This is a genomic window from Candidatus Marithrix sp. Canyon 246 (genome assembly GCF_001723685.1).
In the GTDB taxonomy this organism is placed as follows: domain Bacteria; phylum Pseudomonadota; class Gammaproteobacteria; order Beggiatoales; family Beggiatoaceae; genus Marithrix.
The window spans coordinates 24,458-48,089 of record NZ_MCBX01000007.1 but is presented as its reverse complement, the minus strand read 5'-3'; the positions used below and the strand labels follow the sequence as shown (position 1 = coordinate 48,089).

At 33.2% G+C, this 23,632-nt stretch carries 28 protein-coding genes; 16 read left to right on the top strand and 12 right to left on the bottom strand.

Translation table 11 applies throughout. The features are described 5' to 3' along the window. Window positions 1-253: 253 nt before the first annotated feature. Both BHU68_RS06185 and BHU68_RS06180 read left to right on the top strand, forming a co-directional pair. Window positions 254-850 carry a hypothetical protein gene (locus tag BHU68_RS06185; RefSeq protein ID WP_069470742.1) on the top strand — a complete coding sequence of 199 codons (597 nt, stop codon included), beginning with the start codon at window positions 254-256 and terminating at the stop codon, window positions 848-850. A gap of 30 nt (window positions 851-880) precedes the next feature. Beyond that, on the top strand, window positions 881-1,093 hold the full coding sequence (locus BHU68_RS06180) for a hypothetical protein (RefSeq protein ID WP_069470743.1): 213 nt from the start codon (window positions 881-883) through the stop codon (window positions 1,091-1,093). Between the two features lie 270 nt (window positions 1,094-1,363). Here the strand turns inward: BHU68_RS06180 and BHU68_RS16335 are convergent, their stop codons facing one another. From BHU68_RS16335 to BHU68_RS06170, 3 genes are read right to left on the bottom strand one after another with little or no spacing between them, the layout of a single operon-like run. Then, on the bottom strand, window positions 1,364-1,912 hold the full coding sequence (locus BHU68_RS16335; RefSeq protein ID WP_083234946.1) for a zinc ribbon domain-containing protein: 549 nt from the start codon (window positions 1,910-1,912) through the stop codon (window positions 1,364-1,366). A 21-nt stretch (window positions 1,913-1,933) separates the two neighbouring features. Further along, window positions 1,934-2,680 (bottom strand): hypothetical protein, encoded by a 747-nt coding sequence (locus BHU68_RS16330; RefSeq protein WP_083234947.1) that lies wholly within the window; start codon window positions 2,678-2,680, stop codon window positions 1,934-1,936. Continuing rightward, window positions 2,677-3,162, bottom strand: coding sequence for an IS607 family transposase (locus tag BHU68_RS06170; RefSeq protein ID WP_216093246.1), 486 nt, complete (start codon window positions 3,160-3,162; stop codon window positions 2,677-2,679). Before BHU68_RS06170 ends, BHU68_RS16330 begins: the two co-directional genes overlap by 4 nt. 136 nt (window positions 3,163-3,298) lie before the next feature. Between BHU68_RS06170 and BHU68_RS06165 the strand changes: the two genes are divergently transcribed. Further along, entirely contained in the window at window positions 3,299-3,673 is a 375-nt protein-coding gene (locus tag BHU68_RS06165) for a hypothetical protein (protein WP_141698848.1), read from the top strand. Window positions 3,674-3,693: 20 nt separating this feature from the next. Then, window positions 3,694-3,918 carry a hypothetical protein gene (locus BHU68_RS06160; protein ID WP_069470746.1) on the top strand — a complete coding sequence of 75 codons (225 nt, stop codon included), beginning with the start codon at window positions 3,694-3,696 and terminating at the stop codon, window positions 3,916-3,918. A 77-nt stretch (window positions 3,919-3,995) separates the two neighbouring features. On the opposite strand, the gene BHU68_RS06155 is transcribed toward BHU68_RS06160, so the two are convergent. Then, window positions 3,996-4,418: a type II toxin-antitoxin system YafO family toxin gene (locus tag BHU68_RS06155; RefSeq protein ID WP_069470747.1), complete on the bottom strand. Its 423-nt coding sequence runs from the start codon at window positions 4,416-4,418 to the stop codon at window positions 3,996-3,998. A 6-nt stretch (window positions 4,419-4,424) separates the two neighbouring features. Further along, window positions 4,425-4,661: a hypothetical protein gene (locus BHU68_RS06150; RefSeq protein ID WP_069470748.1), complete on the bottom strand. Its 237-nt coding sequence runs from the start codon at window positions 4,659-4,661 to the stop codon at window positions 4,425-4,427. Window positions 4,662-4,759: 98 nt separating this feature from the next. Between BHU68_RS06150 and BHU68_RS06145 the strand changes: the two genes are divergently transcribed. The 4 genes from BHU68_RS06145 to BHU68_RS06130 all read left to right on the top strand — a co-directional run bounded on the left by BHU68_RS06145 (window position 4,760) and on the right by BHU68_RS06130 (window position 11,169). Then, a complete protein-coding gene (locus BHU68_RS06145; protein ID WP_083234948.1) occupies window positions 4,760-6,826 on the top strand; it encodes a caspase family protein in 2,067 nt (688 codons plus the stop codon). Between the two features lie 222 nt (window positions 6,827-7,048). Beyond that, complete coding sequence (locus BHU68_RS06140; RefSeq protein ID WP_069470750.1) at window positions 7,049-8,101, top strand: hypothetical protein; 1,053 nt, start codon at window positions 7,049-7,051, stop codon at window positions 8,099-8,101. A gap of 552 nt (window positions 8,102-8,653) precedes the next feature. Beyond that, on the top strand, window positions 8,654-9,430 hold the full coding sequence (locus BHU68_RS06135) for an ABC transporter ATP-binding protein (RefSeq protein WP_069470751.1): 777 nt from the start codon (window positions 8,654-8,656) through the stop codon (window positions 9,428-9,430). Further along, complete coding sequence (locus BHU68_RS06130; RefSeq protein WP_069470752.1) at window positions 9,427-11,169, top strand: ABC transporter permease; 1,743 nt, start codon at window positions 9,427-9,429, stop codon at window positions 11,167-11,169. Before BHU68_RS06135 ends, BHU68_RS06130 begins: the two co-directional genes overlap by 4 nt. Before the next feature lie 482 nt (window positions 11,170-11,651). Here the strand turns inward: BHU68_RS06130 and BHU68_RS06125 are convergent, their stop codons facing one another. The 6 genes from BHU68_RS06125 to BHU68_RS06100 form a co-directional block, all read right to left on the bottom strand. After that, window positions 11,652-12,047 (bottom strand): lysozyme inhibitor LprI family protein, encoded by a 396-nt coding sequence (locus BHU68_RS06125; RefSeq protein WP_069470753.1) that lies wholly within the window; start codon window positions 12,045-12,047, stop codon window positions 11,652-11,654. Between the two features lie 67 nt (window positions 12,048-12,114). Continuing rightward, entirely contained in the window at window positions 12,115-13,317 is a 1,203-nt protein-coding gene (locus tag BHU68_RS06120) for a DUF790 family protein (protein ID WP_069470754.1), read from the bottom strand. Between the two features lie 3 nt (window positions 13,318-13,320). Continuing rightward, window positions 13,321-13,581: a YgiT-type zinc finger protein gene (locus BHU68_RS06115; RefSeq protein ID WP_069470755.1), complete on the bottom strand. Its 261-nt coding sequence runs from the start codon at window positions 13,579-13,581 to the stop codon at window positions 13,321-13,323. 2 nt (window positions 13,582-13,583) lie between these two features. Then, window positions 13,584-13,889 (bottom strand): DUF4258 domain-containing protein, encoded by a 306-nt coding sequence (locus tag BHU68_RS06110; RefSeq protein WP_069470756.1) that lies wholly within the window; start codon window positions 13,887-13,889, stop codon window positions 13,584-13,586. A gap of 61 nt (window positions 13,890-13,950) precedes the next feature. Next, window positions 13,951-14,682: a transglutaminase-like domain-containing protein gene (locus BHU68_RS06105; RefSeq protein WP_069470757.1), complete on the bottom strand. Its 732-nt coding sequence runs from the start codon at window positions 14,680-14,682 to the stop codon at window positions 13,951-13,953. 110 nt (window positions 14,683-14,792) lie between these two features. Beyond that, the gene (locus BHU68_RS06100; RefSeq protein ID WP_069470758.1) at window positions 14,793-18,245 is read right to left on the bottom strand and encodes a non-ribosomal peptide synthetase; all 3,453 of its coding nucleotides are present in this window, start codon (window positions 18,243-18,245) and stop codon (window positions 14,793-14,795) included. Window positions 18,246-18,465: 220 nt separating this feature from the next. Between BHU68_RS06100 and BHU68_RS17565 the strand changes: the two genes are divergently transcribed. The 4 genes from BHU68_RS17565 to BHU68_RS06095 all read left to right on the top strand — a co-directional run bounded on the left by BHU68_RS17565 (window position 18,466) and on the right by BHU68_RS06095 (window position 19,508). After that, window positions 18,466-18,609, top strand: a complete 144-nt coding sequence (locus BHU68_RS17565; protein WP_216092650.1) for a DUF4331 domain-containing protein — start codon at window positions 18,466-18,468, stop codon at window positions 18,607-18,609. A gap of 2 nt (window positions 18,610-18,611) precedes the next feature. Then, window positions 18,612-18,725, top strand: a complete 114-nt coding sequence (locus BHU68_RS17560) for a DUF4331 family protein (protein ID WP_216092651.1) — start codon at window positions 18,612-18,614, stop codon at window positions 18,723-18,725. A 166-nt stretch (window positions 18,726-18,891) separates the two neighbouring features. Then, window positions 18,892-19,143 (top strand): DUF4331 family protein, encoded by a 252-nt coding sequence (locus tag BHU68_RS17555; protein ID WP_216092652.1) that lies wholly within the window; start codon window positions 18,892-18,894, stop codon window positions 19,141-19,143. Beyond that, window positions 19,137-19,508, top strand: coding sequence for a hypothetical protein (locus BHU68_RS06095; RefSeq protein WP_069470759.1), 372 nt, complete (start codon window positions 19,137-19,139; stop codon window positions 19,506-19,508). The genes BHU68_RS17555 and BHU68_RS06095 overlap by 7 nt, the downstream gene beginning before the upstream one ends. 43 nt (window positions 19,509-19,551) lie before the next feature. On the opposite strand, the gene BHU68_RS06090 is transcribed toward BHU68_RS06095, so the two are convergent. Continuing rightward, complete coding sequence (locus BHU68_RS06090) at window positions 19,552-21,285, bottom strand: hypothetical protein (protein WP_069473721.1); 1,734 nt, start codon at window positions 21,283-21,285, stop codon at window positions 19,552-19,554. Window positions 21,286-21,583: 298 nt separating this feature from the next. Here BHU68_RS06090 and BHU68_RS06085 point away from each other — a divergent pair, with 298 nt between their 5' ends. The 4 genes from BHU68_RS06085 to BHU68_RS17195 all read left to right on the top strand — a co-directional run bounded on the left by BHU68_RS06085 (window position 21,584) and on the right by BHU68_RS17195 (window position 23,509). Next, window positions 21,584-21,811 (top strand): hypothetical protein, encoded by a 228-nt coding sequence (locus BHU68_RS06085; RefSeq protein WP_069470761.1) that lies wholly within the window; start codon window positions 21,584-21,586, stop codon window positions 21,809-21,811. A 332-nt stretch (window positions 21,812-22,143) separates the two neighbouring features. Beyond that, window positions 22,144-22,518 (top strand): sigma-70 family RNA polymerase sigma factor, encoded by a 375-nt coding sequence (locus BHU68_RS16315; RefSeq protein WP_083234949.1) that lies wholly within the window; start codon window positions 22,144-22,146, stop codon window positions 22,516-22,518. Window positions 22,519-22,553: 35 nt separating this feature from the next. Continuing rightward, complete coding sequence (locus BHU68_RS06075; RefSeq protein ID WP_069470763.1) at window positions 22,554-23,114, top strand: anti-sigma factor; 561 nt, start codon at window positions 22,554-22,556, stop codon at window positions 23,112-23,114. A gap of 224 nt (window positions 23,115-23,338) precedes the next feature. Beyond that, a complete protein-coding gene (locus BHU68_RS17195) occupies window positions 23,339-23,509 on the top strand; it encodes a hypothetical protein (RefSeq protein ID WP_171899625.1) in 171 nt (56 codons plus the stop codon). The last annotated feature ends 123 nt before the right edge of the window (window positions 23,510-23,632 follow it).

Below are 23,632 nucleotides of genomic sequence, written 5' to 3'. Positions count from 1 at the left end.
GCCCCAGAAAGGGGCTGACATATCAGCCTAGGGCAACGCCCTAGGATTTAGTTAATGACATATTAAGCCCTGAAAGGGCGAGACATAATGTATGTTTCGCCCTTTCAGGGCTTAAATTCTTCTAAACTAATCAATCCTAGGGCGTTGCCCTAGGCTAGTATGTTATCCCCTTTCAGGGGCAACAACTAACATAATCAATCCAAGGGCTTAGCCCTAATATCTATATAATAATAAATAGTACAAGGTTAATATTATGATAAAGGTAGCCTCTTTACGCTATGGCGTAATTTTCAAAAAAGCATTTTCTCAACCTCATATATTCAAAGCTTTTGTTAAGGATTTTCTTGATATAGAGCTTGAAATTGACACCGTTGAAACAGAAAAATCATTTTCTCCTGTAATCGGCAATGTTGATAGCCGCTTTGATTTATTTGCTGAAGATAAAAAACATCGGACCATTGTTGATATTCAACATGCTAGGAATCCTGATCACTATGATAGGTTTTTACATTATCACTGTGCCGCTTTATTAGAATCTAAAGATTACGTGCCTAAATTGAATGTGTTCACTATTGTGGTGTTGACTTCAGGTGATAAGCATGGTGTTGATATAGCCACTATAGATTTTGATCCTAAAGATCGTCACGGTAAAAGGATTGGAGAAATTTCACATAAAATCCTGTATTTATGCCCTAAATATGTCTCTGATGATACACCTGAACCTTATCGTGAATGGCTTAGAGCTATTAATGATAGTTTAGATGAAGAAGTTAATGAAAATGACTATAAGCGAAAAGAAATTAAAGAAATTTTTGATTTAATTGTAAATATCTTGCTCTACCATAAATAGTACACTTATACTAAAAAGGAGTAAATAACAATGACCAAATGGCAATGTCAATTTGAAGACGTAACCGCCAAATGGCCCACGCGCCAACAAGCAACACTAAAAAGCATTAATTTAGCCTCATCTCTAATAGAAAAAAATGTCAAATTACCCCTAATGGGTCCAAGTGGACATTTTCAAAATAATACTTTATCTTTGCAAAACAAGGCGAAATCCTATATAGGAATATCCTTGATCTTCACATAGTTTATTTTCCAGTCTTGTAAATATGGTGGTATGTTATAAGTACCGCTTTCTACCAGTTTCATCATTGGTAATATTGTTGCTTGTGTTCCACATTCATTAAAACAGAATGGTTTACTTGTTTTTAAAATTGCCAAGATCGAAATAGCTCTGTTCGTTGTTTTGCAGCCGCTCCTAGAAATCATATAAAATCTATAAAATCTAAGTTTGGTACGCTCTCTGTTGATAATCATTCCAGATTGCAACTAGAGTCCAGAAGGGGCGGTTGCACCATTACAGAGGTAATGGAACTAACTCCTTCACGGCGTGAAGTCTATTAAGCAAAATTTGTTTAACCTTTTGATACGGTGTATAACGCTGTATTTCTAGGTCTTTTAAACGCTGTTTAATATTACACGCAGCATTAGTGTCTGCTTGCTTAACCTCCCCATTGACATGGTAAAACTTATCGCCCACACGTTTTCCTTCAAGGAGTTGTGTGTTTGAGTCCATTTGTGAGGTGTAGGCAGCATTGACATAATGCAAACGAGAACCTCTCGCTTTTGTTACTGTCTCCAATGCTTCAGTGATTGCACCTTTAGTCCACTGATTCATTAATCTATTAAACCGTTTCCAGTTGTTTTTCTTCGGTATTTGCCTAGTTAAATCTTCTGCAACTATGTCTTTGGCTTTATCAACCACGCTATGCACCGCCTTAAAACAATGACTTCTAATTTGTTGTTTGATTTTACGGTTTTGTTGGTGGCGTTTTTTCATGCCTAAGTTGTTTTTTATTATTCTAGCTTGTTTAGCTGGCTTGGATTTTTTAGCTATCTGAATCAATTTGTTACGTTTTTTATTTTTTTAGGTGCGTGCATTTGATATTGGTGTGAGTAATTTACTAAAGCCTTCGCCGTGAAAATCACCTTCTGAATCAGCAAATACTTCACTGTAGCCTTTATCTACACCTATCACTTCTGTGCCACAACTTGAATGTTTTTGATTGTTGGCTAAATAATGTACTTCAACCACACCATCTTTAATGATAAGTCTTAGCATTCCATGTAAATCCACATTGGTATTAAGTGGTATTGCAATAGGTTTTCTACGAATTAAAGAGGGAATTTTTAACCAAGTGCGTCCATCTTTGCCTCTGAATTGACTATAAACACCATTTTCTAACACGATTTGATTATGCGTATGATTTCTACCATGCTTTTTTATTTTACGCATCCAACGACAGAGCAGAGGATTCTCACGCCATTGGTCATATTTAAGCAAACCAAAGTATTTTTTTCGGTCTTTATCTTGTTTAAATCTGGCATGAATTTGTTTGCGGACTTTTTCTTTGCAAGCGGTTTCATATAAATGAATATCATCCAGTGCATCACGTAAAGTTTCTTTCCATTCTTTTGCGGGTAATGGTGAGAAATCACGGCTTTTGACCCAATCCGTTCTTATCATCCGATGATTGACACCCACCCCGTTGATTGAACCAAAAACTTGCCACACTTCAGAACGTATCTTTCCTAATAAATGAGCTTGCTCATCCAGTGCATTGTATTTTCCTGGATTTAAATTGCGACTGAAAACAATACGTGTACCTTTCATTTTTGTTCTTCTTCAAATGACGGTTGTTCACCTTTGTTGATAATAACGATTTCAATGCCTTGTATTTCGCATAATGCAAAAACTAATTCAGAACCAAAGCGCAATAAACGATCTTTGTGTGTTAAAACTATTCGACGTATTTTCTTTTTCAGAATCAATTCTAATAGTTCGTTTAAGCCTTTCTTTTTGTAGTTCATACCAGAACCCAAGTCAGAAATAATCTTAAACCGCCATCCTTTTGCGACACAAAAGGTTTCTAGCAATTCGGATTGTCGTACCAAATCCTCTTTTTGATCATGACTAGAGACACGAGCATATCCTATCGTTGGATTATCTTCATTGTTTAGATTTAACAATTTATCGGTGTCATAATAACGTGTTCCTGCATTTGACTTACGATCAGGAACCAGTTCTCCAGTTTGTTCCCACTTGTGCAAGGTTTGAATAGATATTCCCAGTTTTCCTATTTTGATCATCTGCATAGTATGCTATACTACACGATACTATACTATATGATAAATCAACTACTGTTTAAACCCTTTTAATAATCAGCTTATTATCTGCTTGTAATACCAAAACAGTGACAACGCCATCAGAGCGTGAATTATGCTGTGGAATATGAGGTTACAAATTCGCCCTAAAGAGCAGCTAGAATGTCTATATGCCTATACAAATAATAAAAATATCAAAATTCGAGGTGGTAACTTTTGGTATAAATATCCATTACATTTGCTGCTATTAAATATGAAACATAAGCGAGGAAAACAATATTATCATGTTGCTATACCAAAATTCATACTTAGCCGTGAGGATGCTAAATTATTCAATGATAGTATGATTGATGCCTACATTCCAATATCAAACAAACTTGTGGAAGAAATTTGGATTTTGTCCAGAGATTTAGATAACTGGAAAAGTGTATTGCGACCATTGTTTTATAATAGAAAAATAAGGGATTTACTCAACAAAAAAGAGAATTTATCCGTGTTTTAGCAGAGGAAACTCAACGAATATTGGGAAACTCAGCAATTGCGGAAGCTTCAGATGGAGAAATACTAAGTATGCAACATTGTGAATTTAATCGCCTTATTAAGTGGATAGAAGATATATTTCATCTTATCACTCGGCTAACCAACAATCCTACTGATAAGATAGCTTATTCATTACATCCTTATCCTGAATCACAATGTCCTCGTATAAGTGACAAAGGTAGAAATATCCAACTTTTAAGGTTATGATCACTATTTCCGAGGTGAAACTATTTATTCTATACCTATAGATTTCTTTCCATAATTTTGAACTGTGATTTTTGTATTTACTGGTTTTTAGAACCAGTTAGCAGGCGTTCCGCTTGTATAGCTATATCTCTTAAAAACCCCATCCAACGTTCATAATTATGAGCATCAGGACCGATTATTGTTAATAGATAATAGCTGTCTGTTAGATCGTTATAACAATAAACCAAGGCAAAATCTTTATCAGGATTATTCATCTGATTAGTACGCCTAAAGTTTTCTACGATTTTTTCCCAGCTTGAAGGTGCCTCATTTAAAGGTACACAAATATGGATGTGACGTAGGTAACGTTTTACCATTGGTGAAGTATTGTAGTGATCATACGAAACATCCCTACCTAGAAAAACTGGCGTATTACCCTTGATATGTTGATGAAAGCCTTGAACCAGCTTTTCATACTCAGAGAATTTCTGAATTTCTTTAGATACTTTTACTGAAGACATATTTTATTAATCGAAATCAAACAAACCGTCTGGTAAGAGGCCAGTTTTATTATGGCGAGTTAAATTCTCTTGTGCTTTAGATTCCCATTGATTTAGAGCCGTAGTACTAGGTATAGAACTTTCTTCAATTGATTGCGTTTGAAGATGTTTTAGCCACTCAAGTAACTGAACTGCCATTTTGGCATTATCAATTTGGTATTCCAGCTGGATGTCTTGAGGCACTTTGAGCGTTATGGTACCCATTATTTAAACCCCTTTTATTTTAAATAGTTTGATTAGAATACATTCTAGCACAATGACCAACAATTTTTAAGTCAAATTTCATAGTATCTGGTTCTGGAATGATGAATTTAAACAGTATTCCCGACGAATTAAAAGATGTAAAAAAAGTTCTTGAATCGCAAGGTTTTCAAGTTGAAATGCGTTTAAATCTCAATGCTGATCAATTAAGAGAACAATTTAAGACTTTTATTGATAAATATGGTTTTCAGAAAAACAATCGTTTATTGTTTTTCTTTTCAGGACATGGTTATACGCGCAAAGATAAAGGTTATATTGTTCCGACTGATGCCCCTAATCCAAATATTGATAAGATAGGATTTTTACGAAAAGCTGTGGATATGGATCAGATAATGACTTGGGCGCGGCGAATTGAGGCTAAACATGTATTATTTTTATTTGATAGTTGTTTTTCTGGAACGGCGTTTAAGGCGAAGGGCAAGTCATCAGTACCAGAAAAAATTCAACAATGGACAAAAGAACCAGTGCGCCAATTTATTACCGCTGGAAATGCCAACGAAACAGTGCCTGCCAAAAGTGTATTTACACCAGCTTTTGTTGATGCTATACATTATGGTTGGGGTGATCTATATAAAGATGGCTATATTACGGGAGCAGAATTAGGATTGTATCTAAAAAATAAAGTACCAGAACATTCTAATCAAAATCCACAATCTGGAAAAATTGAAGATTATGCATTATCACGAGGCGATTTTGTTTTTGTGCTTAAAAAACCTAATGTTACGCCTATACCGCAACCACCTAAACCACCAGTTAGCACAATAACTCCATCGCCACTTAACAATCACTCTATTCAGGCTTCTATTGAAGGTAGCTGCGAAGGATATTCGTTTCCATTACTAAGTGACAATCAAAGCATTAACAGTTCATTGCCTTTACGTGTTTTACGTAATAACGCGCCAGTGTATTATAAAGCACATGGACATCATAAAAAAACTACACTTTACTTTGGTGAAGTATTAGATGCTCTAAGCATTAGTGACAGTCGAACATCAGGGCGCGTTCAAATCTGTAAATCTGGTTGCTTACCCAACGAAGCATTAGGATGGATGGATAGACAAGATTTGCTATGTCGAATCAAACCTCTTCAAGATAAACAAGGTTTAGAACGTAAAGCTTTTATAAGAACACCAGCTCCACTTTCTCCCGGGAATAGATTCCTATCTAACTTTGAAATGTACTTTATCTTTGCTGAAACACCAAAAAGTTATTTATTAGCAGATAAATATAATTTAATTATGGCTCCACCATTAATTGGTTGGGTTGATAAAGATAGAATTATTCCATGGAATACGAGGTTGCAAATTCGCCCTAAAGAGATGCTTGAATTTGTATATGCTTATACTGATTTACAAGCTACAAAGGATCAAAAAATCAAAATTCAAGGTGGTAACTTTTGGTATAAATATCCCTTACATTTGCCGCTATTAGATATAGTGATAGATAGACAAAGAAAACGATACTATCATGTTGCTATACCAACATTCATATTTAGCCGTGAGGATGCTAAATTATTCAATGATAGTATTATTGATGCCTATATTCCAGTATCAGACAAACTTGTGGAAGAAATCTGGATAAGTTCCAGAGACTTGGATAATTTTAAAAGCTTATTGCGACCATTGTTTTATGGTATTCATAACAAGGGATTTAATCAAATTAAAAGAGAAATTATCCGTACTTTAAAAGAAGAAACCCAACTTATATTGGGATATCCAGAGATTGCGGACGCTTTAGAAGTAGAAATATTAGGTGAGATCCTTAAACGCATAAATGGGCTACCAGTCCGTGAACACAGTCCATTAATGCAATACAGTAAGCGAGAAATACTCAATATGCCACCATGTGAATTTCATCGCCTTACTAAGTGGATAAAAGATATATTTGATCTTCTAACTCGGCTAACATCCAATCCTACCTATAAGGTTGCTTATTCATTAGATCCTTATCCTGAATCACAATGTCGTGGTATAAGTGATAAAAGTAAAAATCTCCAACGTCTAAGACTGAAGCCACCTAAACCATTAGGACCTAACGATGAGTATCGTTACGATCACAGTTTTAGAAAACAAACTATCTACTCTATACCTAAAGATTTCTTGCCATAATTTAAATCCGTTGTACTACTCATTAAGAGGATTTTGATAATGAATATATATAAAATGACAAGTAGAGTAGGTTGGGTTAGCTTATCGCGCGACGCGCGATAACGTAACCCAACATTTTATGGCACATTCTTGTTGGGTTACGTTTTTTTGCTTTGCAAAAAAAGCTAACCCAACCTACAAAACTACATGTGCGTAACATGAGTCATTAAGAGGAATTAAATAATGAATATATATAAAATTACCAGTTTTTTTATTCTTGCATTATTAATAAGTTATAGCTTTGCAAGCCAGCCCTACAAGGTAAAAATAAAACTACCCTATAAATTAATAGAAAAGCTTAATAGTGAAAATATTAATTTATTAAAAGATTGTGAAACTGTTGATATTCAAAAAGATACTGTTATCGCAAACTGCAACAAATTACCAACTACACTAACTATACCTCTATCTAAACAAGAAATAGAACAAGAATTACATATCCAAATCAAACTCATCTCAAATTCACAGCCTACTACTCCGCCCATAATAGACTACAATAATAAAGATTATGCAATTTATTCATACAGCAACAAAACCGATTGCCGTGAAAACACCAACCACCAGCAACTAGAAAGCATTGAATTTACACATGACAATTATATAAGATTATTTGATGAACTCAATGATAAACCAATCAGTCGCTGTACACAAACAAATGAGTTTAAACCTTATGATTGTCATGGTAAACGTAAACTTATCATTATTTCCACCGGCGACAAACTTGATAAATATGGCAGACAAATTCCGACAACAATGCTAAAAGTTTTTGAAAAACAACTCAAAACTAGCACTCCATTTACCGTAGTAAAAATAGAACCGGGGCGAAAATTAAGTTCAGCTCTACTTAGATGTGAAGACATGGCAGATTTAGAAAAATCAAAAGAAACGCGACGTTTTATATGGCAACGGCTTCACAACATACGTTTTGGTGCCAGTGACTTACGCGCCTTACAAGACTTAGATTTAATCAACATAGTATATAACAAACAAAGCTTACAAAGCGTATATTATATCACTTATAACAGTAACATACCTAGAAATATCAACGACATCAATGACAAAAATTTAAGCGTACCCCTAATAACTTGGAAAAGAGCAGGAATACCCTTTACCGTATTAACAACTGGCAAATGTACAGCTTGGACACAAAAAGCCGAAGCGCAATGTCAAACATTACAAGATGAACAAGCAATGATGCAAATTCAAACAAGCTTAGAAGAATTTCTTAAACCTTAAACACTTATCTAATCTTTTGGAGTAAATAATGATGACCAAATGGCAATGTCAATTTGAAGACGTAACCCGACATTTTATGCTAAGTATTAGCCTATTCACTGAAAAGTATTTTGAGCTGTGATTTTTGTGATTCATGTGATTAATGTGATGTTATTTTCTCATAAAAATCACATAAATCACAGTTCAAAGCGTAAAAAAATGCCCCAATATGTAAATCTCTTGCTCTACCATAAATAGTACAACTTATACTAAAAAGGAGTAAATAACGAAAAATATGTGTTGTTAAAAGCCCCTGAAAGGGGCAAACATACCAGCCTAGGGCAACGCCCTAGGATTGATTGGTTTAGAATTTCAGCCCTGAAAGGGCGAGACATGATGTCTCGCCCTTTCAGGGCTAACACATCATTAACTAAATCCTAGGGCGTTGCCCTAGGCTAGTATGTTATCCCCTTTCAGGGGAATTTTTGTCCTGTACAGTAATAAAAATCATAAAAAATCACATAAATCACAGTTCAAAACGTAAAAAAAAATAGTAAAAAGGAGTAAATTACGATGACCAAATGGCAATGTAAATTTGAAGACGTAACCGCTAAATGGCCAACTCGCCAACAGGCAACACTAAAAAACATTAATTTAGCGTCTTCTCTGATAGAAGAAAATGTCAAGTTACCCCTAATGGGTCCAAGTGGACAAGGTAAAAGTACTTTGCTGTATCTACTAGCGGCCTTAAAGTGGCCTTCTCAAGGGCAAATTACATGGACTTTTCCCGATGGCAAAACTTGTTCTTGGAATAAAAACGGTTTAAGTTCTAAAACAGCAGCTTGGCTACGTCGAGAGCGTTTTGGTTTTGCTTTTCAAGATAATACTCTATCCGCTCACTTAACTGTACCCGAAAATATAGCTTATCCCTTAGTTCTAAGAGGAGAAACTTGGACAGTAGCACGTAAAGCGGCTGAAAAGCAATTAAAAGCAGTATTATTACCGGAGGAGAGCATAAAAGACTTTATGAATAGTTTTCCTTCTCAACTATCAGGTGGACAAAAGCAGCGCGTTGCTTTAGCACAAGCTATGATTCATAATCCGTGGGTATTATTTGCTGATGAGCCTACTGGACAATTGGACTATCATACACGCTTACAAGTAATGAATGTGCTAAAAAACTGGGTAGAAGCAGATATAAATCAACATCGCCTAATATGGGTAACTCATCACCATACGGATGATTTAGATATGATGGAAATAGACAAGTTTCTATTTATAGAAAAAGGTTTATGTCAGCTAAAAAACCGTTTAGACTTAGAAAACTGGAAACGTGGAGAAATACAATGAGACTCTGGTGGAAACTAGCTTGGATTGAATGGCGACGTTCGTTCTTATGGAGCAAAAGTAGTAAGCCCGACTTTTTCTGGCTAACAATGTTATTAGCATTAACTCTAAGCTTAGCCTTGCTAGTTTATGGCAGTCGTGAAGGCTTATTAAATCGTTTTATGGATGTATCTCTTGGCTATGTAAAGGATGCAGGAATACCAATTTGGATTGTGGCAAAGGTAGATGATGAGGGGCGGGTAATGGATCGTGAATTGCTAGAATCTTTGGATTATAACATCCATCCATATCGCCTAGTAGAATGGGATCAAGTATCACTTCCGAGAACCATAGATGGTAAAACGGATTTATGGCAAGCAGAACAAATAGCCTTTAAAGGTTGGGCAGTTTCGGCAGATGATCCCTTGTGGAAAGGCAACAAAACCACAGCATTGCCATTAGAAATAATATTAAGTAAATCCTTGTTTAAACAATATTTTCAATGTGAAGCCTACGAAAATGCCTTAAAAGACAAATTACCCAACTTTAAAACTCAAGCAGCGAGTTCTGACAAATTATACTGTCTAGCAAACAAGCAACTATGGTTAGAAGTAAACACTAGACGAGGGCGTGAACTGATGCCATTTAGTATAAACTGGGCAAAAGGGCGCATACCCACAATGGAAGAACTAGCATTTCTATTTCCAATAAGCACCTTCTCAGCTCTAAAAGAAGCAAAATATTCTCCACAATTAAACTATTATCCAGAAGCAGAAGGAGCTTCAATACAACGCATTAAGACACTAATGTTCTGGCAAGATCAAGAAAATGAAAGCTTGCGCGATAACTTAACAGACTGCTTATTAGCCAAAGACAATACACCTAGAAATCAGATTATACCCAAACAGCCCCTACCATTAAAATGGGTAAAACAATGCGCCGAACTTTATAAAATACCACTACAAACAGACTCTGAACAACTACTAACAGAACCTTATTTAAGCATAGGAGAATTCATAGAAGGGCATAAATTGAGCTATAACAATGGATATTTAAGTATTATAAGCAATAAACCATGTGAAGAAATTGTACCGGCATGGAAAAGATATGCCAAAAAAGGACATGCAACATGTAGCGACACAAAAGCCACTGCTGATATGCTAACCATGATTGGCGGCTATCAACAAGGCTTTATTTATACCGAACGCGACATGCTATTTCAGCACTTAAAAGATCTTAAAACCATTAGCAGAACAGAAAATGATCCACCAGCATTAAGCCCTCATCCAACCTATCACAACGCACTGATTCGTTTTGACTTTATTGACAAAATAATGCAACTACTAAATTCAATCTACAGCCAATTTTTCCTGCTTTTTATAGTGGTATTATTAATAGTACAAATAGGAATAGTGATCCAACACCGCCAACATGAGTATGGAATTTTTCTAGCAAAAGGAATGTCTTGGAACCAACTGCACCTAATCCTGTACATCCAAATAATACTAAGCTTCCTAGTAGCGACAATACTAACAATAGGAGCAATAATAATGATGAGAAATGAACTAAGCGCAGAACTAAGTATAATTAGCAAAATATATGAAAACAGCATCCAAATAGGGGATTTACAACTGTTACCGCTATTATGGGGAGAATATGGAATAGTAAGCGCGATAATATTAGCAATAGCATTTTTGATCGCGATGCTATTTCTGATAATTAAACAGATACGCTTTGGACAGCAAGCGGCTCATTTGTTTTGAGACTATCCTTCCCTTCAATTTTTAAACTTAACTATGAATAAATACTGATGTTACGCACCCCCTGAAAGGGGCTAACATACCAGCCTAGGGCAACTTTCGAGGCAAAAGTTTTTTGAAAAAAAACATTTGCCTCGAAACTAGGATTGATTTGTTTAGAATTTTAGCCCTGAAGGGGCGATATATAAGCAATTATTATCATCAATTTGGTATTTTTGGATAATTTTCATAAATTAATTCTCAAAAGTCACGTATTATGTATCGCCCCTTCAGGGCTTGAATTCTAAACAAATCAATCCTAGTTTCGAGGCAAATGTTTTTTTTCAAAAAACTTTTGCCTCGAAAGTTGCCCTAGGCTGGTATGTCAGCCCCTTTCAGGGGCAACTGAAATAAGGCAGGTAGAAATTTGGCAAATTGAGTTGAATAGGAATACGTATTCCAAGGTTAAAGCTAAAGTAGGCTAAAGCCTACTAGTAGTGGGAACACTACAAATCGCCTTCACTTTTCTCAAGATACTTTTTTAGCTGTTTGGTTCTATCTCGGGTTAAATCCGCTTTTGCGTTTGGATACAAGACTCCGATCATACTGCCCCAACATATTCGGATGTTTCTTTCTGCGCAGTAAAATATCGCATTTAATTCTGCATCTCTAAATTTCATCCAAGCTCGTTGTGATTTTCTAAGTGCTCTGATATAGCCTCTATTACCAGCGGATTTTCTAATTAATGCTTTATAAGTTTTATTTAATTCTCGATCAGCTCGCAAAAAATCATTATGTGCACACTGATTCATCTCAGTTTGATTTCCTTCCAAGTTACATTGCACTGCGAATAGCGGGCTAGATAATAGAAATAAACTTAAATAAATAAATACTTTTTTCATAGGTAGATCCTAGTTTGTAGTAAAATATTGCACAAGAACAATTCTGAACAATGGTATAATTATACCATTATTTAGCACATCTCTCAACTGCCGCTAATACATCTTTAAGCACCGGCTTTTTGACAAACGTCAAAACTTCACCAGCAGAAACTTTTTCAAACACTTCTTTTGCAATGTTGACGCTTTCGTAAACTAGCAAAATTAGATCGCTGCGTTGTGCATCGCGAATTTTTCGGATTTTTGTTAGTAAATATTTTGGATGCCAAAAACCTATGATTTCAATTAAAGCACGTCTTCCATCTTTATTATTGGTAATAGAAAAATCTGGTATCATTACCGTGTCACCTAATGCAATTACTTCATCTTCACGCGCTAATACCCATTCTTGTTTTTTTCCACTACCATATTTCGCTTCAAATTCAGCGGCAAAATCTGCTTCCATTTTACTATCAAAGATGTTTGAAGCTTTAAAGTGACTTTTTAATTCGCTAGTATTATCTAAACTATAATGTAAATTACGTCCAGTTTCAGGTGGTTGTACAGAAGCATCCATACGCCATGTTTCACATAAAAATAAGGCAGGTAGAAATTTGGCAAATTGTAATCCATAACGTATAGTTGATTTGACAAAAGGAGAAATTGGACCATATAAAACAATATTATATCCATGTCCGGGTATAGGGTATATTGTGTGCATTAATTTAAATAACTTCATGTATTTAAACACAGTTTTATATCCATCACGAACAATAATATCAACCTCATGCGCCCAATATAACAAACCACGCGCTACTTCTAAATTATAACGCGCAATTAAATCCTTGGGTGTAAATGTATCACCATAAATTAATAAAATACGTTCTTCAAGCAAATCAGAAAATAAAGCCTGCTCAACTTGTTCATTAGTCAATTGAAACTTAGCCGCTGTATTTGCGATTAATTCTGTGCGTTGACTTTGATGAATAATTGGACCTTGACTAAATAAAAAGTGACGCAAATCAATAGGATCAACCAATAACTCATGACTCCAAACACAAGGATTAATTAAAACATTAGCCAAACCACGAATGATACGATAATCCAAACTATCAGCTTCATAATCCTTTAAACTACGAGCTAATTCACCTTGACTTTTTCCAACATGAGCTTTAACAATTTGTATTAAATCGCTAGCTATTTTTAAATAATGATAATCCGCTGGCAGGGCAAGCGGAGTTATAGTATCACCACGCTTTTTTAGTCTAGGTAGAATTAATTCGGATTTTAGCATAAATCAGGCATATTGCACTGCTGAAAATGATTCAATAGGAACATGTAACTCTTTTATTGGTTTTTTCCCTTGAACATAGATATTGTTAAATTCAGTTTCAATTTGCCTTAAAATTTTTCCTTCAAAGTATTGCTCACCACAAAATTCGCACTGCTCGCAAGGAACATCATCCATAATTAAAAATTTACCATTATGTTTATATATATATTGTACTTTAGTTTCTTTAAAGTTCTTATTTCCGCAAAAATGACATTTGGTGTTCATATTTATCCCCGTTCATATGGATTTTTGAATTTTGGTGGTAGTGGAATATAAACGGTAATAACAATTACTTTATCATTCCGTTCACCGCATACAATATGTACTGGTTTTCCATTATTAGTAAAACCTACCACTAGACAACTTTCACCTCTTCCAGTATCAACATATTGCTCTAAAACTATACCATTTAATAAAGCCTCTTTTATTTCTATCTGAGTAAGATTATCATTTTGTCTTTCTTGATCAGCATGTATGGAAAAATAATCTTCATCATTCTTGATCTTATTTTGTATCCATTCTATATCAAACATGGTTTTTAAATTACTTTTAATATTCTTTTAGGGCAATCCCACGGTTGCCCTCAACCCGAAATTACTTAGCAAGTTTATCCTGAATCTGAGTCATAACAGTTTTTATTGATGTATTCATTTGAGCTGGCATATCTGATTTACTACGACTGATACGACGAGCTTCTATTTCTAATCCATCTTGATTCCAAGAATATTCATTATTAAATGTAAACCATAAGCTTTGATAATAACCTTTATAACCTCCTGATTTAGCTAAAGGTTTATTTTCAGGAGCAACATCAGGATCTTGGTAATAACACCAATCTAAAACTACCCAATCTTGTTTTCTCCAACCTCTATCAGCTAAGTAAATACAATAACAATGCCCACCTTGTGGTGCAGTCGATGACTCTCGCACATAACCAGCACATACTTTAACTCGATAAGCAGGAATTCCTGCTTGTATCATTAAACTAGCCATTAAAATCGCGCCATCTTCACAATCACCCATACCAGATTGTAAAGTTTCAAAAGGGAATTGCCAAAATTCTGGGCATTCACTCGATTCATTATCACCTACATATTCCAGAAAATTATTTACAAACTTTTGAATAGCATGAGCGGTAGCATTCTTACTGCTTTTTTTTAAGTCATAATCATAAATGATTTCAGTTAAAATGGCATCATTAATAGTAACAAAACATTTAACATCACAAACAATTCTGTCACTACTAGCTCGTAAGGCTCTACCACTATAGGTTACAGGGGCTTGTTGCCATTTATTATTCCAATAACGGGCGTTTCTTATAGGCATTGGGTTTGCTCCTTTATTAGTTATAAATACCTACCTGATTATATCATTTTTATTCTGTTCTACTTTTAAATTTCTCTATTTGTTCTTCAGGAAGTATATATTCTTCGCAATTATCTAGCTGAGCTTGTTAAATTTTGCTTTGCTGGTTTTGGTTGCTCTATAACGCCTTCAAGTTCTTTAGCCAATTCTGCAATTGTGGGATTATCAAATAATTTTTTTACTAAGTTTTCAATATTCATTGCAATCGAAATTTTGGAAACGAATTGCATGACATGTAATGAATGCCCACCTAACTTAAAGAAATTATCATAGATACTAATATTGTCACATCCTAATACTTCACTCCAAGCTGCTGAGATAATTTGTTCCGTTGGAGTTAAAGCCTCTGCTGGTGTTTGTCGTTTCTTGATTGAGGTTTTAACAACTGCTTTACGATTTATTTTGCCATTAGCAGCACGAGGTAAAGCATTTAATAATACATAGCGAGAAGGCATCATGTATTTAGGTAATATTTCTTTTAAATAATTAGTTAAATTACCAGCAACTATGCGTTGTAAAGCTTTTAAAAACCCTTGGAATTCTAATAGATATTCCATGCTTTGTTCAAGCACAATTTGTTCTGTCGGTGTTAAATGGAATTTAATACCTGCTTGAGGTGAACGCGCCCATGTTACAGTGCCATTAAGCCAACGTTGTTGTTGTTCATTAGGTAATAGTAAGTATAAACGAATGTTTTGACCCTCACAAAAATTCGTAGGTACTTCTTCTAATCCAACACCTCCAGAGGAAATATCTTCGGTTCTAAGTTTTACAGTTTCACCTTCAATTTCAGCTAGGCAAGCTGTTTGATAAGGTATTCGATCAGGAATCCAGTTTGAAACTACATATGCGACTAATTGATTATTATTGTATTTATCAGTTTCGGTTAGAACTACTGTTTCTCTGACTTCTGGATGTTGAGTTAGTGCTGCCTCAATTTCTCCAAGCTCAATACGGAAACCACGTATTTTGACTTGATTATCATTACGACCAATATATTCAATATTACCATCTGCTAAATAACGCGCTATATCACCTGTTTTATATAACAGTGAATTGTCAGAAAAGGGATTATAAATAAATTTTTCTTCAGTTAATTCAGTATCATATAAATAAGATCGCGCTAAACTTGTACCACCAATATATAATTCGCCGGCAATACCTATTGGTGTAGGCTGCATGTATTTATCTAAAATATAAGTTTGCACATTGGCAATCGGGCGACCAATTGGCACTGATGATAAATTGATATTAGCTGTGACTTCATAAATAGTACTGGTAATTGTAGCTTCAGTTGAACCATAAACATTAAACAATCTTATTGGCTGATCAGCTACACATTGCTGCCATAATTTAACTCGATCTAACATTAGCTTATCATTACCAGTTACCACTAAACGTAAACTATCTGGTAATTTGGCTTTAGTTTTTGAGACATTTAATGCCCATTGATGCCAATAAGATGATGGTAAATGGGTGACGCTGATTTTTTCTGAATCCAGAAATTGTTGAAACTCGCTTAATGAGGCAAATAGTTTAGCAGGATGTAATACCAGTGTGCTGCCGCTTAATAATGCAGGAAATATTTCTTCAATTGAAACATCAAAATTTATAGGGGCAAATTGTAAGATTTTATCATTAGGCTGTAACTCAGTGTGTTCAATAATGGCTTGAGTATGAGTAATTAAACTATGATGCTCAATCATAACCCCTTTAGGTTTACCTGTTGAACCGGATGTATAAATAACATAGGCTAAATTTTGCCCTAATAAATTATTAATTGGGTTATCAGTATTTTGTTCTGATAATGGATTATCTAAACAAATTACATGAGCTTGATCAATCGACCATCCTGCTATAACACTTTGAATAGTAACTAATACTTGTATTTGAGCTTGTTCTAATAAAAAGGCATTGCGTGCCGCTGGAACATTAGGATCTAATGGCAAATAAGCGGCTCCTGCTTTCAGAATTCCTAACAATCCAATTAACATTTCATGAGAACGCCCAATACAAAGCCCAACTAAAACTTCAGGTTGAATTCCGATAGCTTGAAGATAATGTGCTAGTTGATTAGCGCGACAATTTAATTGTTGATAAGTCAGTTGTTGATCTGCAAAAGTAACGGCAATTTTATCAGGTGTTGTTGCTACTTGTTGCTCAAATAAGTCAATTACAGTTGTATCTACTGGTAAATCATAACTAGCTGTCTGATTAAATTTAGTTAGAATAATTTGCTTTTCTATGTCAGGCATAATTTGCAATTCCCGAATTGCTAATTGACTGCCATCAAGGATATTGCTTAACAATGCTTTAAAACGCAATTTAAATTGTTCAATTTCAGATTCAGTAAACGCGCCGAGATTATATTCTATATCAACTCTAACATCATGGTTATTATTAAACTCGCGGATATTAATATTTAAAGCAGTTTGTTCATAACCATTACTTAATGTAAGAGCTTCAACTGGATTACCATTTAAATTAGCGTCATAATCATGCTTTTCATAAGAAAGTGTAATATCAAAAAGCTGCTTTCTAGCTTCTATTTGTAAACCTAATTGACGATTAATTTCACTAATTGGAAAACGTTGATAACGATAATTTTGTTTTAATTCTTGACTAATAGCTTGAATAAGTTGAATAAAATTTAAATCGGTTCCAAAACGAAACCAAGCGGCACTAACACTAGCAAACATACCGACTGTTTGTTTAAAAGCGGCAGTATTTCGATTTAATATTGGTAAACCAATGACAAAATCATCTCTACCAGTAGTTTTAGTAAAATAACAATAAAGTGCGCCTAAAATAACATGAAATGTGGAAACATTATGTGATTCTGCAAATTGAATCAATTGGTTATAATGCTCACGATTCAAATCTAAACTAGAACATTGACTTTCAAATGTAGCGTCAGTTTCAATAAGCGGCTCTGGAATATCCTGATATTTTTCTAACCAATAATTTTGATGACGTATATATTGATCAGAATCAAAATAGGCTTGATCTTTTTTGACAAAATCAATATAAGAATGACAAATAGTTTCATCGTCGGCTTGATTATATATTGCTGCCAAACGCTGATTCATTAAAGAAATAGCATAGCCATCAACAATAATATGATGAAATTTATTAAAGCAGTAATAACAATTATCTGCTATTTTTAATAAGGCAAATTGAAATAAAAATTCACCTTCAAGTTTAAAAACTTGTTTGAATTGTTTATGCATCCAAGCCATTGCATCAGGATGTTCAGAAAATTCCTGATAATCTAGCTTAAAATCTATATGTTCCTCAATAGATTGAACAACAAAACCTTCAGAAGAATGTTGTAATTTAATTCTTAAAGCATCATATTCTTGAATAAGCTGATTAAGGCTTTGCTCAAAAAGCTTAATATCAATTGCGCCAGATATATGTAAATATCCACCGATATTATATAAGGGTATATTAGGAGATAATGATTGATCAAGCCAGATTTCTTTTTGAGTAGATGATAATGGATATTGGTTTAAACTTTTCATGATATTCTGTGTTTAATTGGTTTAAATCACACAACACAAATATTATACCATGATGGAATTCATTGAAATAGCGTGACTTTGTTTTTTATTAGCGTGATAAAATGCCATTTTTTTGACAAAAAATAATTTTTTTGCATCCGTTTTGAAACTTCATACGTAATTATTAGTATGAGATGCTTTTTATCTCATATTTTAATTCAAATTTTTATTGAGATTACTTATGAAATTGAAAAACTTTTGCTTATCTGTTACTATAACTGCATTATTAGCAGGGTCTAATAGTTACGCTTCCAGTCATCGTGAAGCCCCTTTTATTACTAAACATCCCAAAGTTGATGCTACCGATTTTTTATATGTTTACTAGCTATGAAAAAGGTAGAGAAAATTTCATTACAAGATGCCTATGGTGGTCCAAATTATTTTAGCATGGATACTAATGCTCTTTATGAAATCCATGTTGATAACAATGGTGACGATTAAAACATATTGGGGTTATTTCTGCTGATAATAAAAAAAGTTTAGGATTTTCATTATCTTATACTTTAACTTTAGTTCAAGGTCAAAAAACCTTTGCTGATTACAGCAGTTATGCCAAGACTTTTATCTATGACTTTTCTATAGAAGGTTGTGGAAAAATTAATTATGTATTACTAGTTTAGCAATAGAAGTTCCTACCAAATGTTTAATTGGCGACGGTAAAGGAATTATAGGTGCTTGGACAACTGCTAGTTTGCCACAAATACGTTTATTAAATCCTCAAGCTAGTTTTGCTAAACCAGCGGCTAATGCTGGAAAATGGGTACAAGTATCACGTTTGCCTAAAGATGATGGACAATTTGCTACCTATGTTACTCATCCTACCTTACCAGCTTTGGTAAATATTTTAAATATTTGCTAATTTTATTATTTGCTTTAATATCAAATAGTTTGTGGGCAACCAGCTATGATACTGATAATGTTACTTTGAACATTCCTATTTTAAAGGTTAAAAATGGAGATAGCATTGATTATTATCAGTTAAATATGACCTTAGAAACCAACCTAGATAATATCTATGCTTTTAATATCAAGGATTTAACATTATTAGACAAAGTAAAAGAATCTAATGATATATTTAATTTTGCTGATAATTCTCTCAATTTACCTAAAGTTTCTATCATTGCTAATGGTAAAGTGATTAAAGAATTTCATATAAGTATGGATTTAATATTAATATTCGATGGTATTATTACCTTGAATTTAAAATCCATTAATACTTTATAATACCAAACCTGACAGGTTTTAAAAACCTGTCAGGTTTAATTATTTACAATTCCTCAATTATCTCAGCCACAGCAATTCCATGTCTCAAACAAAAATCACCAGCCTCTTCAGTAAATCCACCCAAGGATAAATAAGCCGCTAAAACAATAGTGTCAGGAAAATTAGTTTTATAAACCTCAACTTTCTCTTGAAAGTCTTCAACTTTGTTTAAACCAGTTTTAGTCTGAGTTTTTTTAACTTCCACTAAAACAACTCTATCACATGAAGATTGAGCTACAATATCAAGTTCCATATTTTTACCATCTTCACGCTGAATATGAACTCTTTCTTTAACTTTTTGAATATTTAAAACAGTATTATCTTTAACATTCTTAAAAAATTTAGATAGACTAAAACGTTTTTTATTTCTTAAGGCAGTAGCTAACATATTTTCAGCAATTTTGCCAGATAAAGAATTTAATTTACCCTGTAGTTGTTTATTTTCCTTCTTTAATTCAGCAATTTGATCAGCAAACTCTTGTTTAAAATCAGGCGCAAATTCTTTGATTTCTTCTTCAAAACTCTTACGTAAAATTAAATTTAGCGTACCATCTTGCAAGCCTCTAAAATGAATATTAGAAACAGCCCTAGTAATCAAATCAGCTTCTTTTAAAACAATTAATTGCTTATGAATTTCATTAATTTCTAAATCTAAGCCTAATTTTTCTTTCAAATCTGTGGGTGTAAAATATTTTTCATTATTTTTACTCAAAAACAATAAAATATTTTTCGCATTTTGATCATTTACTTCATTTACAGTATGATGAATATATTCTCCCCATGTTAAATACATTTCAGCATTTTCTTCTGAAAGTTCATAATCAACAGTATCTGCTACTCCTTTTGAGGTGGTTAAATCTTTATCTTCATAATCGCTGATTATTACGCAAGAGATAAAAAATGGATCAGCCATACATAATTCATTGATTTGCAAAACTGTCTCATTGGTAATCGGCTCTTCATAAAATGAAGCATATTTATATACAGCTTCTAAACCTTCATCTTCAGTTAAATAAGGAGAAAAACGGATTTGACTTAGTCTTCCTGCTTCTAAATATTGACTAATAACTTTTAATAGCCAACCAGCATAAGAGCCAGTTACTAGCATTGGAGCAACTTTTGATTCGGCAAGAGAATGATAACTACCGGCTAGAGTTTCATCAGCTTCCTCTTGACATTTTTCATCTCGATAAATATATTTAGTAATATTTTGAAATTCATCTAAAATTACTAAAAATTTAGTATCAAGAACAGAAGCATAACGATGTGGTGCTTCACAAGCAGTTTTCCACATTAATCCATGACTACCTCCAATTTCTTTATTTTTAATAAGAAAATCTACATCATTAATTAGAGGTTCAATTGATTTACTGATACCAAATTCTCTTATTTGTTCCAAAGATAAATGATCTATAACCAAGTTTGGTGCTCTAGTAATAAAAGAAATATACTGTGAAGCAAAAGCCCGATAATATTTAATTGCCAATTCTGGATACCACATTTTATTTTCATCAAATTCAAAATAAAATGGTATAACTTCTTTATTTTCTGTCCATAATTGGTTGAAAATTCGTTGTACAAAGCTAGTTTTGCCGCTTTTCCTTCTGGCTATTATTACTCTGGATTTGGATAGTCTTTTGGGTATGTTTTTTATCCATTTACCAAAGTGTTTAAATTCCTTTTCTCGCCCAACTAGTAACTCTGGATCGCCTATTTTTTCGGTTAAGGGATATTGCATCGGATTTTTAGATTTTTGTGATTAATGTTATGTTATTTTATCATAAGTTTAAGCCAAACCTGTCAGGTTTAATTATGAACTATTTATATCGGTACGTATAAATATTTTAACATATTTACATAATATTAAGTACAGCGAATTACGTGGATAAACTAATAAAGTTTTTAAAATAAAAAATCAGGATTATTATTTATACAATTCATATGCAGACTTTCTGATTTGGAATAATAAACCACAACAGCTTATTGAATTATTTGAAGATTTAGCTAAAAATAATCTGGCTTTACGTTTACGTATTATGATTGCAGGTAAATCTTCACAAGACGATATAAAATATTTACAAGCTAATTTTGAGATAGAAAAAGCACGTAATTCTACATTACATTTAGCAGAACAAGCGCGTTTCTTATTAACATTAGAACAAGATTTAGCTAATAATAAATCCGTGCCTAATTTAGTAAATTGGATAAAACAAAATAAACTCGAAGATGTAAGAATACAATCTTTATTAGGGAAATTTAAATAATGAGGATATTATTATTACTATTATTGAGCATAAATGCTTATGCCCATGTATATAACAGGAAGTTGGGATATTGCCGTTTTAGACTTAGAAAATATTTTAGGATTAGATAATAATTTAGATAGAAAAATTACTTAGGCAGAAATAAAGGCTAACAAATACATTTAAAATTTTCTACTGATTGTAATAGCAAAATCACAGAATTAAGCATCAATTTTAAAATATGGATATTTAAAATAGTTTCAATAGCCTCAGCTATATTGGCGAGTATTTGGATGTATCAATTGACATAAAAGAATATCTTACATGAAACATAATGAACAACAGTTATCTAAATCTGGAATAAAGCAGAACAATATAATACTAACAAAGGTTCAATTATAGTCTGGGCATATAGCATAACACGTTATCATGCTTTAGATAAATTACGTCAAAATAGTACTCTACAACAATTAGATGCTAATTTACAACTTAATCAAGAACAGATGTATGAGAATGATTTTTTAACAGATTATGCTGATGCTTCAGAATTGGAATACTGTATAAAACAATTAAAAAAAGAAGCTCGTGAAAGCATTTTTTTAGCTTATTATCATGGTTATACTCACAAAGAATTAAGTGAATATTTAGAAAAACCGATAGGTACAGTTAAAAGTTGGATCAGTCGTAGTCTCATATTTTTAAAACAATGTTTAGACAATGCACAATAAAGACGAAGAAAAATTAATAATATTATCTGGGCGTTATGTATTGGGAACTTTATTTTTATAAATTTTATGAAAACATGATTCCAGTATTACCCCCGAAACATATCTGGTCATCTATTATTACAAAAATTAATCCTGAGAAACCCAAAATATCATTATGGGATAATATTTTATTATGGCGTTCATTAGCAACTAGTTTTGTAATAATGTCCTTATTTTTAATGTTTATTGTATTGAAACCATTTTATCAGGCTGAAGAAACACTTATTTCCATTATCCAAGATAGTGAACATAAACCTATATGGTTAATCAATGTATCATTGAATGAGAAAAACATTATAATTAAAACCTTAAATAAACCACAACAAATCACAGCCAAGCAAGATTTTGAATTATGGTTATTACCAAAGGAAAAAGTAAAAGCCAATCCTATATCGATAGGATTATTACCTAAACAAGGTAATATAAAATTAAGATTAACAGAAAAATTAGCACATTTATCGAATAAAAACAAAATTGCGGTTAGTTTAGAACCATTAGGAGGCTCACCTAATGAATTGCCTAGTGGAGAAATTTTGTATATTGCTGAATTATTGTAAGGAGGTAAATATTTATTATCTATGATAAGATTGAATGGCAATCTTATCCAGTTATTCTGATTGATTTCAATCTAATATCTAATACTAATGATGAACTATTTATGTCGGTAGGTATAAATATTTTAACATATTTACATAATATTAAGTACAGCGAATTACGTGGATAAACTAATAAAGTTTAATTTAAATAATTTGTTTATCCACGTAATTCGTTGTACTTAATTTTGTTATATGATAAACCAATAGTTGAGCACTTTAAAGATGTTCGTATTCCAATGGAAGCAATTGATACATTAGGTAATCCAAACAGCGTAACTGTAAATCTAATATCAATAGTGCCCGGCGGCACCCCATTAAATACAATAATCCCAGCATACTCAGAAGCTCAGTATTAATTTTGTATTCCGAGCTTAGAAAGACCAAAAGTAGCAGTATTACCCGGTGGAAAAACTGTAGCTATTGACAAAAATCTTTGTAAATAAAACCTTGTGAAAATGTTAGATTGTCTGTAATATAGA

Excerpts from the sequence above, each read along its gene's own strand:
- BHU68_RS06185 (WP_069470742.1), top strand. The coding sequence starts at position 254 with ATGATAAAGGTAGCCTCTTTACGCTATGGCGTAATTTTCAAAAAAGCA.
- BHU68_RS06180 (WP_069470743.1), top strand. The coding sequence starts at position 881 with ATGACCAAATGGCAATGTCAATTTGAAGACGTAACCGCCAAATGGCCC.
- BHU68_RS16330 (WP_083234947.1), bottom strand. The coding sequence starts at position 2,680 with ATGAAAGGTACACGTATTGTTTTCAGTCGCAATTTAAATCCAGGAAAA.
- BHU68_RS06170 (WP_216093246.1), bottom strand. The coding sequence starts at position 3,162 with ATGCAGATGATCAAAATAGGAAAACTGGGAATATCTATTCAAACCTTG.
- BHU68_RS06165 (WP_141698848.1), top strand. The coding sequence starts at position 3,299 with ATGAGGTTACAAATTCGCCCTAAAGAGCAGCTAGAATGTCTATATGCC.
- BHU68_RS06155 (WP_069470747.1), bottom strand. The coding sequence starts at position 4,418 with ATGTCTTCAGTAAAAGTATCTAAAGAAATTCAGAAATTCTCTGAGTAT.
- BHU68_RS06150 (WP_069470748.1), bottom strand. The coding sequence starts at position 4,661 with ATGGGTACCATAACGCTCAAAGTGCCTCAAGACATCCAGCTGGAATAC.
- BHU68_RS06145 (WP_083234948.1), top strand. The coding sequence starts at position 4,760 with ATGATGAATTTAAACAGTATTCCCGACGAATTAAAAGATGTAAAAAAA.
- BHU68_RS06140 (WP_069470750.1), top strand. The coding sequence starts at position 7,049 with ATGAATATATATAAAATTACCAGTTTTTTTATTCTTGCATTATTAATA.
- BHU68_RS06135 (WP_069470751.1), top strand. The coding sequence starts at position 8,654 with ATGACCAAATGGCAATGTAAATTTGAAGACGTAACCGCTAAATGGCCA.
- BHU68_RS06130 (WP_069470752.1), top strand. The coding sequence starts at position 9,427 with ATGAGACTCTGGTGGAAACTAGCTTGGATTGAATGGCGACGTTCGTTC.
- BHU68_RS06125 (WP_069470753.1), bottom strand. The coding sequence starts at position 12,047 with ATGAAAAAAGTATTTATTTATTTAAGTTTATTTCTATTATCTAGCCCG.
- BHU68_RS06120 (WP_069470754.1), bottom strand. The coding sequence starts at position 13,317 with ATGCTAAAATCCGAATTAATTCTACCTAGACTAAAAAAGCGTGGTGAT.
- BHU68_RS06115 (WP_069470755.1), bottom strand. The coding sequence starts at position 13,581 with ATGAACACCAAATGTCATTTTTGCGGAAATAAGAACTTTAAAGAAACT.
- BHU68_RS06110 (WP_069470756.1), bottom strand. The coding sequence starts at position 13,889 with ATGTTTGATATAGAATGGATACAAAATAAGATCAAGAATGATGAAGAT.
- BHU68_RS06105 (WP_069470757.1), bottom strand. The coding sequence starts at position 14,682 with ATGCCTATAAGAAACGCCCGTTATTGGAATAATAAATGGCAACAAGCC.
- BHU68_RS06100 (WP_069470758.1), bottom strand. The coding sequence starts at position 18,245 with ATGAAAAGTTTAAACCAATATCCATTATCATCTACTCAAAAAGAAATC.
- BHU68_RS17565 (WP_216092650.1), top strand. The coding sequence starts at position 18,466 with ATGAAATTGAAAAACTTTTGCTTATCTGTTACTATAACTGCATTATTA.
- BHU68_RS17560 (WP_216092651.1), top strand. The coding sequence starts at position 18,612 with ATGAAAAAGGTAGAGAAAATTTCATTACAAGATGCCTATGGTGGTCCA.
- BHU68_RS06090 (WP_069473721.1), bottom strand. The coding sequence starts at position 21,285 with ATGCAATATCCCTTAACCGAAAAAATAGGCGATCCAGAGTTACTAGTT.
- BHU68_RS06085 (WP_069470761.1), top strand. The coding sequence starts at position 21,584 with ATGATTGCAGGTAAATCTTCACAAGACGATATAAAATATTTACAAGCT.
- BHU68_RS06075 (WP_069470763.1), top strand. The coding sequence starts at position 22,554 with ATGTATTGGGAACTTTATTTTTATAAATTTTATGAAAACATGATTCCA.